The sequence below is a fragment of the Streptomyces marianii genome (genome assembly GCF_005795905.1).
GTDB lineage: Bacteria > Actinomycetota > Actinomycetes > Streptomycetales > Streptomycetaceae > Streptomyces > Streptomyces marianii.
The window spans coordinates 2,603,821-2,619,342 of sequence record NZ_VAWE01000001.1 but is presented as its reverse complement, the minus strand read 5'-3'; the positions used below and the strand labels follow the sequence as shown (position 1 = coordinate 2,619,342).

Here is a 15,522-nt window from a genome sequence, read left to right as displayed (position 1 = left end):
ACAGGAATTGACAATTGCTCCGTGGCACCCGCGGTTGGCGTCGTACGGGGCAGCGCATGTACTCGATATCGGCGTTGAATGCCCGGGTGCGCCGGCCGGTGACCGTCTCATCGAGCGGAGCGACTTGGCCCGTCTCCGTGACCTCGCTGGTGATGACGACGACGGCCTGCGTGACCTGTTCGTAGCTGTCATGGTCTGGGGCTCAGGCACCACCAACGGACGCGGGCCGCGGTACACCGAAGCAGCCCTGTCCGACCCGCGCTTGTCCAGAGTCCTCGGGGCTACGCGCGATGCCATCCGAAGCGGAGACCTGAGCGGGGCCTACCGGCAGTTCGTGCTGAAGGGAGTGGGACGATCCTTCTTCACCAAGTGGTTCGCGGCAGTAGATGATCGCGAAGCCACATGTGAAAGGGCCTTGATCCTCGACGATCGGGTTTTCCGTTCGCTGAACGCCCTTGGGTGGTCGAGCTGGAAGGCGGCTGGCACCCGCCATTGGCCTACCCGATACGTCACCTACGTCAGTGCCATGCACGACTGGGCCTCGTCTCTTGGCGTCACGCCGGACTGGCTTGAGTGGCTCCTCTTCCATCGGAACGGTCGCGTAGACGAGACCTGAGCTTGGGAATCACGGGGGGTTCCGGCCGCTTCCGTGCTCTGACCAGAAGGGACGTCCCGCTGGCAGGCTGCGCCTCACCTGAGATCGGTCCGCTGTTGACCATGGTTCACCGCTCTATCTGGTGCCCTTCCGGTGCGGCAGTCGTGCGCCCCCGAGGAGCGTGATCGACACGAATTGAGGCTCAAGCGCGCAACATCAGCGTTTGTCGTACACGACCCGGACGGAGGCTCCACGATGTGTACATTGCCACGAGAGGTCGCGCATGACTACCACTCTTCCCAAAGGCGGCAATGCGCCTCTGCCCGCAGGGCTCTGCCGCGTCACCCTTACCTCCCCCACTACTGGCATCGATGTCTCTGCCGTTCTCCTGGGACAGGATGGCAAGGTTCGGAGCGACGACGATCTTGTCTTCTACAACCATGCGTCTCAGGATGGTGTCGCCCTTGAGGGGCAGACCATCATCTCGGACCTAGCCTCTGTTCCTACCACGGTTGATCGCATCGCCATCGTCGCAAGCATCGACCCCGAACTGCAGGCCTCCCACTTCGACGCAAGCAACACCCCTCAGGCAGCTCTCGACTGTGGCGGCGCACGGACGACCTTCTCACCGCCGCCGCTCACGGACCGGGAGACAGTAGCCATCCTGATCGAGCTGTACAGACGCGCAGGCGGGTGGAAGGTGCGGGCTGTAGGCCAGGGATGGGACACCGGACTGGCAGGTCTCGCCTCAGACTTTGGCATCGTCGTGGATGATCCAGGCCCATCCCCAACTCAAGCATCACCAATGGCGACGGGCGCACACCCTCGGAATAGGCCCGCTGTGCCGCCGCAACCCACCTACGCACCGAACGTCCCACCAGCCACTGTTCCAGCCTCTCAGGTGGCCGCCTCTCATCCTCCGGTTCCCCTGGGGAGAGTCGCCCTCACCAAGGCTGGCCAGGCGACCATCAACATGCGCAAGGACGACCCAAATCTCGTCGTCACGGCCACACTTGAATGGAACGGTGGAAGCGCAGCGCGACGACGAGCCGGCGCCGACCTCGATCTATACGCCCTCTACGTGCCTGGCAGTCTCGTCACCCCGCAAGGTAGGCGTCCGAACAAAACAGATCAGGTCATCTACTACCGGCAGCTCGGATCACCCCTTGCCCCGCCGTACATTGCCCTGGACGGCGACTCCCGGGCTCCAGGACGCGAGACCATCACGATCCGTCGTCCCGACCTCCAGGGCTACGTCCTTCTCTGTGCCTACAGCGCAGTAGAGAACGGCACTGGTTCATTCAAGTCGTACGGAGCCCGGGCAGTTGTCACCGATGGACGAGGCTCCACCGTTACAGTGCCCCTGTTCAACAACCGCAATTTGTCCTACTGGGTAGCCATTGCTCTGATCGACTTTACGGTTCCTGGCGGTGCTCAGATCCGACACGTGGAGAAATACAGTGGGAATCATGTGGAAGCTCGCCCCACCTTGTATTCCAACGGGAACTTCCGAATGAGCACCGGGAAGGTCGAATTCAAAACTATGGATAGCTGGTAGCGGTCTGGTATCAGCGACATCTGCTTTGTAAGCCTGGTGGCCAGGGTCGTCGAGGGTGCGCAGGTCAAGTCAGGTTTGCCGGTCCCCAGCTCAGCAAGGTATGTGGACTGCAGCGAGCCGTCGTTGACCGCGGCTGACCGTCTGATGTGGCACGGTTGTGGCACGGCACCTCGTGATCTGTAGCTGCTGCGCGATGGAATCTAGAGCCCCCTCCTTCACCTGTGATGCTCGACTGCTAGCGTCCGGCACCATGTGGGCTCAAGAGATCGTGGCCGGCCGACCGGCTTGGCGGCACACCCCCTCCGGTGTGGCCTTCCGTGCCGTTCCCGGTGGGACGTTCCGGATGGGCTTGTCCGACGCGGAACTGGACGCGGTCCGTGCCATCGAGCGAGCCGACGGCGCCGATGACGACCTCGAACCGTTCTTCGCTGGTGCCGTCCAAGCCCGGCCGGTGCGTGAAGTGCGGGTCGAGCCATTCATGATCGCTCGGCATCCGCTTACGGTCGCGCAGGTACGGCACTGGCTACCCGACTATGAGGACAGCTTCGCTGACTCGGCTTCGAGCACGGCCCGGTTCCAGGACGACTTGGACGACCTGCTTGCGACGTTGCCCTTCCGACTGCCCAGCGAGGCGGAGTGGGAGTACGCGGCTCGGGCAGGCACGACCACCCTGACCTTCCGCGGTGATGAGAGGCCGGACGAGGGCCAGGTGCTCGACGACTTCGCCGACGAGGAGCGCACTGCCGCAGCTGAGAACGCCTTCGGGTTGGTGGCGATGGGGTCGGCGAACGAGATCTGCGCTGACGTGTGGATCCCTCATTTCGCGGACGCGCCGGTGGACGCACGTCCCCGCACCGGGGAGGGACCGCACGTGGTGCGCGGAGGTGCTGGCGACCTCTATCCGTGGCAAGGCTGCAATGAATGGCTGTTGTTGCTTTCCGCCACCCGCTATGAGATCCACGACTTCACCGCAGTCCGTCCCGTTGCACCTGTGCCAACCAGTCCGGGGTGTGCCTAGACATCGCGCGTGACAGCTGCCTTGTAAGTTCGATCGGACGGGCCTTTGGGGGACCTGACCGCCGGGGGCGTGACCGTGCTCGGTCTCTCAACGCCGTGGTCATCCGCTGTCGTTGATGTCAACTGGTGATGTCAGGTTGGATGGCCGCATGGAGCGTGTCGAGGCTGAACTGTTCACGGATGGTGGCAACAGCTCAGTGGTGCGCGTGCCCGGTGCCGCCTTCGTCCCGGATGCCGGGGCCGACGCTCAACCTTGGGCAGCAGCAGCTCGATCACTGCCCAGAGACCGTCGTTTGCTTCCCACGGCTTCGGCCGCGCCACTCTCCACGCTCAGATCACCAGGACCGGAGCAATACAACTACCTCGCAGATCTAGAGACTTCCGAGCAAAAAAGCAGTCAATGCTGCAGCAATCAGCATCAGAATGTAGAACGAAGCCAGGAAGAAGTATGCTTGGCGACGCGGGATTGAGAGATCATTCCGATCCGTGGCGGGAACGAAGAGTCCATCGGTGAAATTCGCCAGTACTTCAGGTTTTACGAGCCGCCCACGTTCATCCTCCTCGACAGGGTTTTCCTCATCGACGAGAACGCTCACGTCGACTTCTGCGCCCGCCTTAAGGTAGAAATCGCTAAAGACGACATCTTGCCCACTGGCGGTCACGGTTGGTGGGATCGAATTACTCGAGGCGCATCGGACATTGAAAACCTCCAGGATTGGCGACTTGAACCTAATTCGAGGCAGACTGCCACTGTGGAACATGTCGCTGGTTACGTCACGACGACCGCGATTTGAAAATGCAATAGACACTATATAGGGATCGCTCAGCTCACCCCCTCCATGCTGGACCGTTAGAGCCGTCGCGAGCGGAGTTCCGCCATCATGAGGCTTCATTCGAACACGGGAGCTAGCCCAGTAGCAGACAGCCCGCTTCGACCGCCCTGCTGTCTTCGTGGCCCATGCGCCAATTCCCACACCTAAGGCCGTCACGAAAACGCTCAGGGCGGCCCAGAGCGTGCCATTCGCGTACCACGGATCCGAAGCAAGCGGCATAGCTAAACATTTAACCACACCATATCCGTCGCTGCCTCCATCAGGACTATCCGCGCATGGTTCTGTTGAACCATGCGAAAAGAGTGCAACGATTGCAGCATCATAGTGTCGCCTGATGCCTATAGGGGAGACAGTGTAAACGATCTTGAAAACCGTCGTGGCAGCGATGTCACCGTGGGTTCAAATCCCACACCCACCGCACGTGAACGGCCCCTGACCAGGTAACTCGGTTGGGGGCCGCTGTGCTCTGCGGTGCCCGCTTGTCGCCCTGATTCCCCCTGGCTTCCCGCACGTTCGGGCACGGATGGGGCACGGAACGGCGTTCGGCTCCTGAAGCGGGCTCCTTGCCGTACGCTGGAGCTCCGCTTACTTCGCCTAAGAATTGATCATGCAATAGGCGTGCCTAGTCGCTCCGGTGCGAAGAGCCGCGCGGGCTCACCTGGTGAACTCGGACGACAGGCCTCTCAAGAGAGGTCTGTTCCTTATGTCCGAAAATCCCTGGTGCATGATCTTCCTGGCGATCTGGGGTACTTTCGTCCTCCTGGGCCTGGTGGCGCTGCTGCGCTGCCGCCGCGAGGACATCGTCAAGGTCATCCGGGAGCTGCGTCGCATCATCCGCAAGTGACCCACTGAGGTCGGCGGAGCGGCTTTGGGCGGGAGCTGCCATGGGGCGAGAGATCGGGGGCCCGTAAGCTTCCCGCGACTCGGGCAGTCTCTGGACCTGCCCGCAATAGCCCGATGTGGGCCCCCGATCTTCGAGGCTCGCCCCATGGTGGCTGCCTAAAGCCGTGGAGCCGACCGCCCCAGCCCCATGCCAGCCGTCTTCTCTATGTCTGCTCGCGCCGCGCGCGTCCGGCGGCCGGGCGGAGCGGGGTGGAGACAGGAGCGTCGCCCGGCGTCAAGCCGGGCGCGCGGCGAGCGGAGCGAGCCCTTGATGACGTAGAGAAAGTCTGAGCCAACTCGACTGTGCTACAGCCGGAACGACAGCTCCAACTCGTGGCCCGGAAGGTGGAACTCCTCCAGAGCGAGAGGCTTGTCCGTGTCGGTGAGCGTAAGGCGGATGACGTGCAGTAGTGGGACTCCGTCCGCGAGTCGTAGGGCTTGAGCCTGGTCCGGAAGGGGCATGCGGGTGCGGACGTACTCCGTGAAGTGGAGTTCGTGGCCCAGGTCTGCGAGCGCGCTGTAGAGCTCCGGCGCCGGCGGAGGGGCCTCCTCCTCGTACTTCGTGTCGAGCAGCACGGAGAACGGGATGTACGTGCGGTGGAGTTGGCGAAGGCGGCCGTGGTCTGCGGTCTGTAGGGCGTCGTACGTGAACATCGGCTCGCCCGGCGGGATGCGGAGCAGATCGGCCAGGGCTAGAGGGGCGTCGGTGCGGGTGGCTACCGGTGGCTCGGCGTCTGTCCAGCGGATGCCGTCCGCCTCGACGTAGCGGCCGTCTGTGGTCCGGCGTACGCCGCGCGGGCGTGTGTGGCTGGGGCGGCTGTGGGGAGAGCGGGCGAAGGTGCCGCGGCCCATGATGGCTTCGACGAGACCGGATGCCCGTAGTTCGCTGAGGCCCTGACGGACTGTGGGGCGCGTCACGCCGAACTGCTTCGCCAACGCCTCCTCGGACGGGAGTGGCTGGCCGGCGGGGAAGGTGCCGTCCAAGATGCCTTCGCGCAGGTAGTCGGCGATCTGCCGGTACTTCGGCTGCGTGTTCTTCGGCGGCATACGGGCCCTCCGTGGCCGTGTCTTGTTCGGCTGTCCACGTTCGTAGACAGCTTCGCTCATCGCTAGGTCGGTTGACAACCCGTACTACGGGTGGTCACTCTTGCTATGGCTACCCGTACTACGGGTGGTAAAGCAACCCGCAGGATGGGCCTGCGGGTGCCGAAGACAAGGAGATCCGAACAGTGGCAAGCCTTCCGATCGACACCGCGAAGTTCACGGGGATCATCTGCGCCGTTCCCCCGGCTCCGCGGGTCGCCAACCGGGATACCGGTCAGCTCCGCGTTGACCGCGACACGGGCAAGACCATGTATCAGGTCGGCCTCTGCCTGATGGCGGGGACATCGGCCGACGTCGTGAACGTGAGCGTGGCTGGTGAGCCGGCCGGGGTGCAGCTCGGTATGCCGGTGGCCGTGCGGGACCTGGTCGCAACGCCGTGGGAGAACGAGGGGCGGCACGGGATCGCGTTCCGAGCGGCGGAGATCCGGCCCCTGAGCGCTCCCGCTACTCCGGCGGGTAAGGGGGCCAGTCAGTGATGAAGCTGGCCTCCGCCACTTCGGCCGGTGCGACCTGGCCGAGCTGGGTGCTGGTGGCGGCCGCAGTGCTGGTGTCGGGTCTGCTTCTGGCGGGCCCGGCGCTGCGCCGCCGCTATCCCGTCGCCTGGTGGCTGTTATGCGGCTTCCCGGCCGTGGCCTTCCGGGTCGTGCAGACCTGGCGGCCTCTGATGGCCGGCTGCGGGCTCGCCGTGAGTCGTCGGCCGGCGCTGACCGTGGTGTCCGGGCTCGTCGGCAAAGGGGCGCCTCCGCCGCAGCCGCGCGTGCCCCGGCGGGGACTCATACGCCCGACTTCCAGCGGCTTCGTCTTGCTCGTCCGGCTGCTGCCGGGCCAGGTCCCGGAGCACTTCGTCAAGGCTGCGCCCGCGATGGCGGAGAACTGGCAGGTGCACTCGGTGCGGGTGACCTCCTGGAAGCCGGGGGTCGTACGGATCGTCGCCTCGGCGGCCGACCCGTTGGCGGATCCTCGGGTGCCGAAGCAGCGCGGGCCCGGCCATCTGCTCCGGGTGACCGTGGGCGCCTTGGAGACCGGGGCCGCATGGGTGGTCGACCTGCGGCGCGTGCCTCACTGGTTGATCGTCGGGGCCACCCGCTCCGGAAAGTCCACCCTGATCAATGCCCTCGTGGCGGGCCTGGCCCCGCAACCCGTCGCCCTGGTCGGGATCGACTGCAAGGGCGGCATGGAACTGTCGCTCTACGAACCGAGGTTGTCCGCGCTCGCGACGAACCGAGAGCAAGCCGTCCGTCTGCTGGCCGCCCTCGTCGACCTGACCCTTGACCGGATGACCCTCTGCCGGGCGGCTCGCGTCCGGAACATCTGGGGCCTGTCCGGCAAGGAACGCCCGGTACCCGTCGTCGTGATCGTCGACGAGATCGCGGAATTGTTCCTCGTGGCGAGCCGAAACGAGAAGGACGAAGCGCACGCGGCCGGTACGGCGCTGATCCGGCTGGCCCAACTCGGAGCGTCCCTCGGGGTGTTCCTCGTCGTCGCCGGCCAACGCGTCGGCTCCGACCTGGGGCCCGGTGTCACCGCGCTGCGGGCACAGCTGGGCGGCCGGGTGTGCCACCGCGTGGCCGACCCCGGTACGGCCGAGATGGCTCTTGGCGACCTCAACCCCGACGCGCTGAAGGCGGCGCAGGCCATCACCCCGGAACAGGCCGGTACGGCCGTCCTCGCCTCCGGCGACGGCTGGGAGCGGGCCCGGTCCCACCTGATCACGGAAGCGGAGGCCGAAGCCGTCGCCGCCGAGTACGCGCACCTGACTCCCGTCCTGTCCGAACTGCACGTCGAAGCACCGTGAAAGGGGCCTGCCGTGCTGGTGTCCATGTCGGCCGTTCTGCTGCTCGGCCTGCTGATCTGGTTCCTCCTGCGCATCCGGTACCTGAGGTGGGCCGACGCGCTGCTCTGCGGAGCCTTCGGCTTCCTGCTCGCCCGGACCATGGCCGCGCCCGTGGTTCAGGCCCTCCTCGACGGAGTGAACGGCTTCCTCGGCCAACTCCGCTTCTGAAACGCCCCACTACAGACCAGACAAGGGGACTTCCTGTGTCCGACTACGTCATCCGCGCCGGTGACCGTGCCGCCTTCCTGGCCGGCCTGCGGGAGCTGGTCGACTTCCTGACCGCCAACCCGGCCGTCGTCGTGCCCCGTCACGCCTCCGTCGTCGTCCTGGTCGATGCCTCCGACCCCGCCGCTCGCCGCGACGGTGTGGAGTTCGTTGCCGTTCCGCTCGGAGCGCCGACGGAGGACATCGGCCGGGGCTACTTCGACGCACGCCGCGACTTCGGACCGATCTCGTACAGCGTCGTCGGGATTCCTCCCGAGGAGCGGCAGTGATCGCCCGTACGACGGGCTCCCGACGGGGCGCGAAGTCGCCAAACCCGACCCCGTCAGGAACCCACTCCATCCGCCACATGAGTAGTGAAAGGAGCACTCACACTTTGTCCACCGCGCATCATTCGCGCAAATCCCCGTCGCCCGACTGCGACCTCAGGCAGCGTGACGCGCAGGTCTCGACCTGCGCCGGACGGGAACAGATCGTCCTCGTCGAACTCGACGGAACCGAGCAGTGGCTGTGTCCCGAGCACGCGGCCGCCGTCTGGCTCACGGACCCGACACTCCGCTTCAGCGCCAAGACTCGGCCGGAAGGGATCTCGGCAGTTATGGGGCAGGCGTTCGGCGGCGGGGGTGGTCGCCGATGACCACCGCCATTCCGCAGAGCGTTGCCGCTCTCGTCACCAGAGCTTCTGAGCCGGAGTTCGCGGCATGGCGCCGGAACATCGTCCGCGTCGGTGGCTGCACCAACCCGATTCACCTGGTCGGCGCGGCAACCGTCTACGACACGACGACCGGCGCCGCCCTGCTCTCCTACGGCTCGGATGTCTACGGCGGTCGCCTGCTCACCGCATGCGGCAACCGGCGGGCGACGGTCTGCCCGGCCTGCTCGGCCCTGTACCGGGCGGACACGTACCAACTCGTCCGTGCCGGTCTCGTCGGCGGCAAGAACGTTCCGGAGGCCGTGAGCGGTCACCCGCGGGTGTTCGCCACGCTCACCGCCCCCGGGTTCGGCCCGGTCCACACCCGCCGAGAACGTGACGGACGCATGTTGCCCTGTCGGCCTCGCCGGAAAAGGGACCGCTGCCCGCACGGGACTCCGACCGGATGCCGGGAGCGGCACCCGGCGGACGACCCTCGTCTCGGCGAACCCCTCTGCCCGCGCTGCTACGACTACGCGGGAGCCGTCCTCTGGCACGCGTTCGCCGGTCGGCTCTGGCACCGCTTCGGGCTTGAACTGCGGCGGGAGGTCGCACGGCGAGCCGGGCTGTCTCGTACCGAGTTCGGGGATGTCGCCCGGCTGTCGTACGCGAAGGTCGCCGAGTACCAGCGGCGCGGCCTGGTCCACTTCCATGCCGTGATCCGCCTCGACGGCCCGGACGGCTCCGACTCGCATCCGCCCTACTGGGCGACTGTCCCGCTCCTGGTCGACTCAGTGCGGGCCGTGGTCGGACGAGTGCGGCTGAACGCTCCCGGCGCGGGCGTCATCGGTCCGCGGGCTCTGCGCTTCGGGGCCCAGGTCGACGTACGCCCGGTCACCTCGTACCGACGGGACGCGGGGGAGCGGCCTGCTTCTCCGGCCACCGTGGCGGGCTACATCGCCAAGTACGCCACCAAGGGAGCGGAGTCCGCCGGCGCGGTGGACGGCCGGATCTACCGCGCGAGAGACATGGTCATGCTGCCCGTGCGGGCGCATGTGCTGTGCATGATCGCCACGTGTTGGTGGCTCGGTGGCCTGCCGGATTTCGAGTCGCTCGGGCTGCGCCGTTGGGCCCACATGCTTGGGTACGGCGGCCACTTCTCCTCCAAGTCGCGCCGCTACTCGACGACGCTGACCGCTCTCCGGCGGGCCCGTGCCGAGCACCGTGCGGAACAGCAACGGGCGTCCCTCGGCCTGGCTGACGTCCCGACCGTCACGGTCGGCCAGTGGCGTTACGCGGGGCGCGGCTACTCACCGGAAGCGGCGCTTCTGGCTGCCTCTGTGCGGGAGGGCGGTGGTCGTCATGGCGCGTGACAGCCGTACGAAGGCGGCTGAACTGCTCACGGTGCGGCAGGTGCTCGATGAACTGGGCGGGATCTCCCGGCGCACCTTCTATCGGTGGCGGGAACTGCGCCTCGCTCCGCCCTGTATTCGCCTGCCGAACGGGGAGCTTCGGGTTCGGCGCGACGTGCTCAACGACTGGTTGGAGGAACGAGCGGAGGGGGCCGTCTCGTGAAGTCGTACAAGGTCGTGATCTGGAAGCTCAGTATCAACCGCTCTGCGAAGAAGCCGACGTATCTCGTCCGTTGGTCCGTGGACGGTGCGCCGTTCCACGAGTCGCACAAGACGAAGGCGCTGGCGGACCGCTTCCGGGCAAAGCTCCTTCGTGCCGCTGACAAGGGTGATCCGTTCGACACCGTGACCGGTCTGCCGGACTCGCTGCGTGGTGGAAAGGCGGCGCTGTCGTTCCTCGACCTGGCGGTCAAGTACGTGGATGCGCGGTGGGCGGAGGCGTCCGCCAAGCAGCGGGACAGCATGACCGACGCACTGGCAACGGTCGTTCCCGCCCTGGTCAAGCCTGGGCGGGGGCAGCCCTCTCCGGAGATGCTGCGGCGCGCTCTGCGCTCTTACGTTCTGCCCGTGCCGCGCAGGGAGCGGGAGCGGCCTGAGGAGATCGCCGCGGCGGTCCGGTGGATCGAAAAGACCTCGCTTCCGGTGGGCGAGCTGCAGGAGATCACTCGTACGCATGATCTGATCGACGCTTTGGGCCGGAGGCTGGACGGTAAGCCTGCGGCAACGCAGACCTACCGGCGACGTCGAGCAGTGGTCTTCAACGCGCTGGAGTACGCGGTCGAACTCGAACACCTGCCGTCCAATCCGCTGAGCCGGGTCCGGCGCAAGCGGGGGAAACGGCCGGTGCAGGAGGTTGACCGCCGTGTGGTGGTCAACCCTCGGCAGGCTCGGGAGCTGCTTACCGCGCTTACCTATGTGGGTGGCTACGACCGGGCCAGTGGCCGGCGACTGCGGGCGTTCTTCGGGTGCCTGTACTACGCGGCCATGCGGCCAGGGGAGGCGCTCGGGCTTCGCCGGTCCGACTGCACGCTTCCGGCTTCGGGCTGGGGCCGCATCGAACTCACGGAGACCCGTCCCACGGCAGGAAAGGCGTGGACCGACTCCGGCGAGGCACACGATCGGCGCGGCCTGAAGCAGCGAGCCGACGGTGAGGTGCGCATCGTGCCGATTCCTCCTCCGCTGGTTCGGCTGCTCCGCGAGCATCTGAAGGAGTTCGGTACGGCGGAGGACGGCCGGCTGTTCTCCAGCGAGCGGGGCAACGTGATCGCGGCCTCGTCGTACTCGCGGGCATGGAAACAGGCTCGGGAACTGGCGCTCGTGCCGCATCAGGTGTCGTCGGTCCTGGCCTTCCGGCCGTACGACCTCCGTCATGCCGGAGTCTCCCAGTGGCTCAACTCCGGTGTCCCGGCGCCGGAGGTCGCCGCTCGCGCGGGTCACTCGGTGGACGTCCTGCTCAAGATCTATGCCAAGTGCATCGACGGCCAGGAGCAGGAGATGAACGACCGGATCATGCAGGGGCTGAGGGAGGACGGCGCCCCGGACTGACACAACGACATGACCGACGAACGGGAGCCCCGGACCACAGAGGTTCGGGGCTCCCGTTCGTCAGTCCACGTATAGTCCACACGGTTACGCTCAAGGCCCCCGGGAACGGCCGCTGACCTGCGGGAAAGCCCACCAAGATCATTACGTCGTCATTACGTGATCACTGGCAAATGGCTGCCTTCGACGGCATCCGCCTGCATATACGCGAAGACCCCGCTCTCAGCGTTTCCGCTGGTGACGGGGTCTTTGGGCACCTCATACAGGGTGCCCCCGGCAGGATTCGAACCTGCGCACACGGCTCCGGAGGCCGTTGCTCTATCCCCTGAGCTACGGGGGCGTCCGCCGCTCTCGGCGGCGACGGGTAGAACCCTACCAGCTCTGATGGGGTGCCCGTGAACAGGTATTTCCAGCCCGTGACCGAGGGGCGGCAGACCCCTGCGGGACGCCGGCCGTTCGTCCCCGGGGCCGGCCGCCCACGCGCCCGGCACCCGGTCCCGGCCCAAGCCCATGCCCCCCGGCCCAAGCCCATGCCCCCCGGTCCAGGCCCAAGCCCGCGTCCGGGGCACCCCGTACTCCGGCTGCCTCTGCCGGGCCCCAACCCGTACTCCCCACCCGCGCCGTACTCCGGCCGCCCCTGCCGGGCGCCTCATCCATGGGGCCCATCCACCCGCCCCTGCCGGGCGCCCCATCCGTGCGGCCCATCCACCCGCCCCGCACCCCCGTTCGGGGCAGAAGTGGGGAAAAGCCGGACGCGGGTGCGTTCGCGGACCTACTCTCGAGTTGTGTCAGGCGTGTCCGGCCGGGTGCTCGTCGTTGACGACAACAGGGTGATCCGGCAGCTGATCAGGGTCAATCTCGAGCTGGAGGGCTTCGAGGTCGTGACCGCGGCCGATGGTGCCGAGTGCCTGGAGGTCGTCCACGAGGTGCGGCCGGATGTGATCACGCTCGACGTGGTGATGCCTCGGCTCGACGGGCTGCGGACCGCCGCGCGGCTGCGGTCGGACCCGAGGACCAGGCGCGTGCCCGTCGCGATCATCAGCGCCTGTACGCAGCAGGAGGTCGACACGGGTATCGCCGCAGGTGTCGACGCATTTCTCGCCAAGCCCTTCGAGCCCGCCGAGCTGGTGCGGCTCGTCCGGCGGTTGATGTACGGGGAGGACCCGCCGTCCCTAGACGGCAGGCATGGTGCCGGGAGGGCGGGGAGTACGCGGGGCTGACCGCATGGCGAAACCGGTTCGCGATCACACCCCCTCTCTCCCATACGCTTGTCCCGTGACCCCCGCAGATCTCTCACGTACCGTGCTGGGCGCCGTGCGCCGTGCGGTCGAGGAGGGCGCCCTGCAGGCACCCGTACCCGAGCGGATCAAGGTCGAGCGTCCCCGCCCCGGAGGACGAGGCGACTACGCCAGCAATGTCGCCCTCCGCCTCGCCGGGCCCAGCGGACGGCAGGCCCGGGACGTCGCCGAAGTGCTGAGGGCCCGGATCGCCGACACTCCCGGCATCGCCCGGGTCGAGATCACCGGCCCCGGTTTCCTGAACTTCACCCTCCGCGGGAATCCGGCGGCCGTGCTCCTGCGTGCGATCGGCGAGCGCGGCCTTGAGTACGGGCACGGCGACGGCCTCTCCGGGGTCCGCTTCGGCTTCGAGCCCGCCCGCGAGCTGCGCGCCCGGGTGATCACCGACACCGTCGTGCGGTTGCTGGCGGCTCAGGGCGCGACCGCCCTCGTCGAGCCCGGGGGCAGCGAGCGGATCACCGCACTGCCCGTGCAGGACGAGGCGATCCTCGAGCATGCCGGCCGTGATGCCGCCCTCTGGGCGCTGCTCCGGCCCGCCGCCCACGACCAGCCGCTCGCGTACGGCGCCCTGCTCGTACAGAAGGAGTCGAACGCGCTCTTCCGGGTCAGATACGCGTACTCCCGCAGCCGGGCCCTCCTGCGCGCGGCCGACCGGCTCGGCATCCCCGTCGCGTACGACGGCGGCATCGCGTACGACGAGGATGTCTTGTGCGTCGGGGATGTCCCGCACGGGGGGAACGTCGCGTGTGACGGGGGCGCCTCGCACGACGGGGACGTCCCCCTCGCGCACGATGCGTATGAAGGCCCGCTCCCGCCGAGGTCTGTTCGCGGCATCGAGGGTCCGTTCCCGCCGAGGTCTGTGCGCGGCATCGCAGGCCCGCTCCCGTCCGGTCGCGCTCGCGGTACCGCGGCCGCCTCCGCCCTCCTCACCGCTCTGGGCGACCATCCCGCCGTCCTGGAGTCCGCCGCCCGGCTGCGCGCCCCCGACCGGGTCGCGCGCCATCTCGAGGCCACCGCCGACGCCCTGCTCGGATTCCAGCAGACCGTGCTGCCCCTCGGTGACGAGAAACCCTCGGCCGCCCACCGCTCCCGGCTCGCCCTCGCCGAAGCCGCCGGGACGGTGCTGGCCGGTGGCCTGGCCCTGCTCGGCATCAGCGCACCCGAACACCTGTAGATGTGAGAGAAGAATGAGCCGTTCCGCACACCCCGCCGGGCCCCGCTACGCCGACGTCCTCCCCGAGGGCCACTACGCCGCCCCGCCGGCCGATCTCAACGTGCTGGACGAGAAGGTCTGGTCGCGCACCGTGAACCGCTCCGCCGACGGTGTCGTCACTGTCGCCGGCATCGAAGTCACCAGGCTCGCCGAGGAGTTCGGCACCCCAGCCTACTTCCTCGACGAGGCCGACTTCCGCGCCCGCTGCCGTGCCTGGGCCGATGCCTTCGGCAAGGACGCCGACGTCTTCTACGCGGGCAAGGCGTTCCTCTCCCGCGCCGTCGTGCGCTGGTTGAACGAGGAGGGGCTCAACCTCGACGTCTGTTCCGGCGGCGAGCTGTCGACCGCGCTCGACGCCGGGATGCCCGCCGAGCGCATCGCCTTCCACGGCAACAACAAGTCCCCGGAGGAGATCGAGAAGGCGGTACGGGCGGGTGTCGGGCGCATCGTCCTCGACTCCTTCCAGGAGATCGTCCGTGTCGCGCACATCGCCCGGTCCCTCGGCAGGCGCCAGCGCGTCCAGATCCGCGTCACCGTCGGCGTCGAGGCGCACACCCACGAGTTCATCGCCACCGCGCACGAGGACCAGAAGTTCGGTCTCGCGCTCGCCGGCGGCCAGGCGGCCGAGGCGGTGCGGCGGGCCCTTCGGCTCGACGGGCTGGAGCTCATCGGCATCCACTCGCACATCGGCTCGCAGATCTTCGACACCTCCGGCTTCGAGGTGGCCGCCCACCGGGTGGTCGGACTGCTGAAGGAGGTCCGGGACGAGCACGGCGTCGAGCTCCCCGAGATCGACCTCGGCGGCGGCCTCGGCATCGCGTACACCTCCGACGACGACCCGCGCGAGCCGCACGAGATCGCCAAGGCGCTGAGCGAGATCGTCACCCGTGAGTGCGAGGCGGCCGGTCTGCGCACCCCCCGCATCTCCGTGGAGCCGGGCCGGGCGATCGTCGGGCCGACCGCCTTCACGCTGTACGAGGTCGGCACGATCAAGCCGCTCGACGGGCTGCGGACGTACGTCAGCGTCGACGGCGGCATGTCCGACAACATCCGGACCGCGCTGTACGACGCCGAGTACAGCGTGGCTCTCGTCTCCCGGGCGAGTGACGCCGAGCCGATGCTGGTCCGCGTCGTCGGCAAGCACTGCGAGAGCGGCGACATCGTCGTACGGGACGCCTTCCTGCCCGCCGACCTGGCGCCGGGCGACCTGATCGCGGTGCCCGCGACCGGCGCGTACTGCCGCTCCATGGCCAGCAACTACAACCACGCGCTCCGCCCGCCCGTCGTCGCCGTGCGCGACGGTGAGGCGAAGGTGATCGTCCGGCGTGAGACGGAGGAAGATCTCCTGCGTCTGGATGTCGGCTGATGAAATATATGTCTC

General features: G+C 67.6%; 17 protein-coding genes, 1 tRNA gene and 1 pseudogene. 16 read left to right on the top strand and 3 right to left on the bottom strand.

Features of this window, described 5'->3' with window-relative positions; genetic code table 11:
• Nucleotides 1-7: 7 nt before the first annotated feature.
• The 4 genes from FEF34_RS42785 (at nucleotide 8) to FEF34_RS44200 (ending at nucleotide 3,640) form a co-directional block, all read left to right on the top strand.
• Nucleotides 8-616, top strand: a complete 609-nt coding sequence (locus tag FEF34_RS42785; protein WP_325063630.1) for an 8-oxoguanine DNA glycosylase OGG fold protein — start codon at nucleotides 8-10, stop codon at nucleotides 614-616.
• Nucleotides 617-878: 262 nt separating this feature from the next.
• A complete protein-coding gene (locus tag FEF34_RS11710; RefSeq protein WP_138053127.1) occupies nucleotides 879-2,153 on the top strand; it encodes a TerD family protein in 1,275 nt (424 codons plus the stop codon).
• 343 nt (nucleotides 2,154-2,496) lie between these two features.
• Nucleotides 2,497-3,171, top strand: coding sequence for a formylglycine-generating enzyme family protein (locus tag FEF34_RS11705; protein ID WP_199800661.1), 675 nt, complete (start codon nucleotides 2,497-2,499; stop codon nucleotides 3,169-3,171).
• Nucleotides 3,172-3,286: 115 nt separating this feature from the next.
• A complete protein-coding gene (locus FEF34_RS44200; protein ID WP_407698271.1) occupies nucleotides 3,287-3,640 on the top strand; it encodes a DUF6959 family protein in 354 nt (117 codons plus the stop codon).
• Here FEF34_RS44200 and FEF34_RS11695 read toward each other — a convergent pair.
• A complete protein-coding gene (locus FEF34_RS11695; RefSeq protein WP_138053126.1) occupies nucleotides 3,542-3,832 on the bottom strand; it encodes a hypothetical protein in 291 nt (96 codons plus the stop codon). The two genes, FEF34_RS44200 and FEF34_RS11695, sit on opposite strands and share 99 nt — an antisense overlap.
• 874 nt (nucleotides 3,833-4,706) lie before the next feature.
• On the opposite strand from FEF34_RS11695, the gene FEF34_RS41195 reads away from it, so the two are divergent.
• Nucleotides 4,707-4,847, top strand: a complete 141-nt coding sequence (locus FEF34_RS41195; protein WP_171052917.1) for a hypothetical protein — start codon at nucleotides 4,707-4,709, stop codon at nucleotides 4,845-4,847.
• 344 nt (nucleotides 4,848-5,191) lie between these two features.
• On the opposite strand, the gene FEF34_RS11690 is transcribed toward FEF34_RS41195, so the two are convergent.
• Nucleotides 5,192-5,932: a GntR family transcriptional regulator gene (locus tag FEF34_RS11690; RefSeq protein WP_138053125.1), complete on the bottom strand. Its 741-nt coding sequence runs from the start codon at nucleotides 5,930-5,932 to the stop codon at nucleotides 5,192-5,194.
• Nucleotides 5,933-6,114: 182 nt separating this feature from the next.
• On the opposite strand from FEF34_RS11690, the gene FEF34_RS11685 reads away from it, so the two are divergent.
• The 8 genes and pseudogenes from FEF34_RS11685 to FEF34_RS11650 form a co-directional block, all read left to right on the top strand.
• Entirely contained in the window at nucleotides 6,115-6,465 is a 351-nt protein-coding gene (locus FEF34_RS11685; RefSeq protein WP_138053124.1) for an SCO3933 family regulatory protein, read from the top strand.
• Nucleotides 6,465-7,784, top strand: a complete 1,320-nt coding sequence (locus tag FEF34_RS11680) for an FtsK/SpoIIIE domain-containing protein (RefSeq protein WP_138053123.1) — start codon at nucleotides 6,465-6,467, stop codon at nucleotides 7,782-7,784. Before FEF34_RS11685 ends, FEF34_RS11680 begins: the two co-directional genes overlap by 1 nt.
• A gap of 12 nt (nucleotides 7,785-7,796) precedes the next feature.
• Entirely contained in the window at nucleotides 7,797-7,991 is a 195-nt protein-coding gene (locus FEF34_RS11675) for a hypothetical protein (RefSeq protein ID WP_138053122.1), read from the top strand.
• 35 nt (nucleotides 7,992-8,026) lie between these two features.
• Complete coding sequence (locus FEF34_RS11670; protein WP_138053121.1) at nucleotides 8,027-8,317, top strand: hypothetical protein; 291 nt, start codon at nucleotides 8,027-8,029, stop codon at nucleotides 8,315-8,317.
• 104 nt (nucleotides 8,318-8,421) lie between these two features.
• A complete protein-coding gene (locus tag FEF34_RS11665; protein WP_138053120.1) occupies nucleotides 8,422-8,682 on the top strand; it encodes a hypothetical protein in 261 nt (86 codons plus the stop codon).
• Complete coding sequence (locus tag FEF34_RS11660; protein WP_138053119.1) at nucleotides 8,679-10,049, top strand: replication initiator; 1,371 nt, start codon at nucleotides 8,679-8,681, stop codon at nucleotides 10,047-10,049. Before FEF34_RS11665 ends, FEF34_RS11660 begins: the two co-directional genes overlap by 4 nt.
• The gene (locus FEF34_RS11655) at nucleotides 10,039-10,251 is read left to right on the top strand and encodes a helix-turn-helix transcriptional regulator (protein ID WP_138053118.1); all 213 of its coding nucleotides are present in this window, start codon (nucleotides 10,039-10,041) and stop codon (nucleotides 10,249-10,251) included. Before FEF34_RS11660 ends, FEF34_RS11655 begins: the two co-directional genes overlap by 11 nt.
• Nucleotides 10,248-11,624 (top strand): annotated as a pseudogene (locus tag FEF34_RS11650) (tyrosine-type recombinase/integrase); the annotation flags it as partial. The gene FEF34_RS11655 and the pseudogene FEF34_RS11650, both read left to right, overlap by 4 nt.
• Nucleotides 11,625-11,898: 274 nt before the next feature.
• Here the strand turns inward: FEF34_RS11650 and FEF34_RS11645 are convergent.
• Nucleotides 11,899-11,970, bottom strand: a tRNA-Arg gene (locus tag FEF34_RS11645).
• A gap of 454 nt (nucleotides 11,971-12,424) precedes the next feature.
• Between FEF34_RS11645 and FEF34_RS11640 the strand changes: the two genes are divergently transcribed.
• The 3 genes from FEF34_RS11640 to lysA are packed head-to-tail and all read left to right on the top strand — an operon-like array spanning nucleotide 12,425 to nucleotide 15,507.
• Nucleotides 12,425-12,850, top strand: coding sequence for a response regulator (locus FEF34_RS11640; protein ID WP_138057418.1), 426 nt, complete (start codon nucleotides 12,425-12,427; stop codon nucleotides 12,848-12,850).
• Nucleotides 12,851-12,905: 55 nt separating this feature from the next.
• Nucleotides 12,906-14,102: an ArgS-related anticodon-binding protein NrtL gene (nrtL, locus tag FEF34_RS11635; RefSeq protein WP_138053116.1), complete on the top strand. Its 1,197-nt coding sequence runs from the start codon at nucleotides 12,906-12,908 to the stop codon at nucleotides 14,100-14,102.
• 13 nt (nucleotides 14,103-14,115) lie between these two features.
• Nucleotides 14,116-15,507 (top strand): diaminopimelate decarboxylase, encoded by a 1,392-nt coding sequence (gene lysA, locus FEF34_RS11630; RefSeq protein WP_138053115.1) that lies wholly within the window; start codon nucleotides 14,116-14,118, stop codon nucleotides 15,505-15,507.
• Nucleotides 15,508-15,522 lie beyond the last annotated feature (15 nt).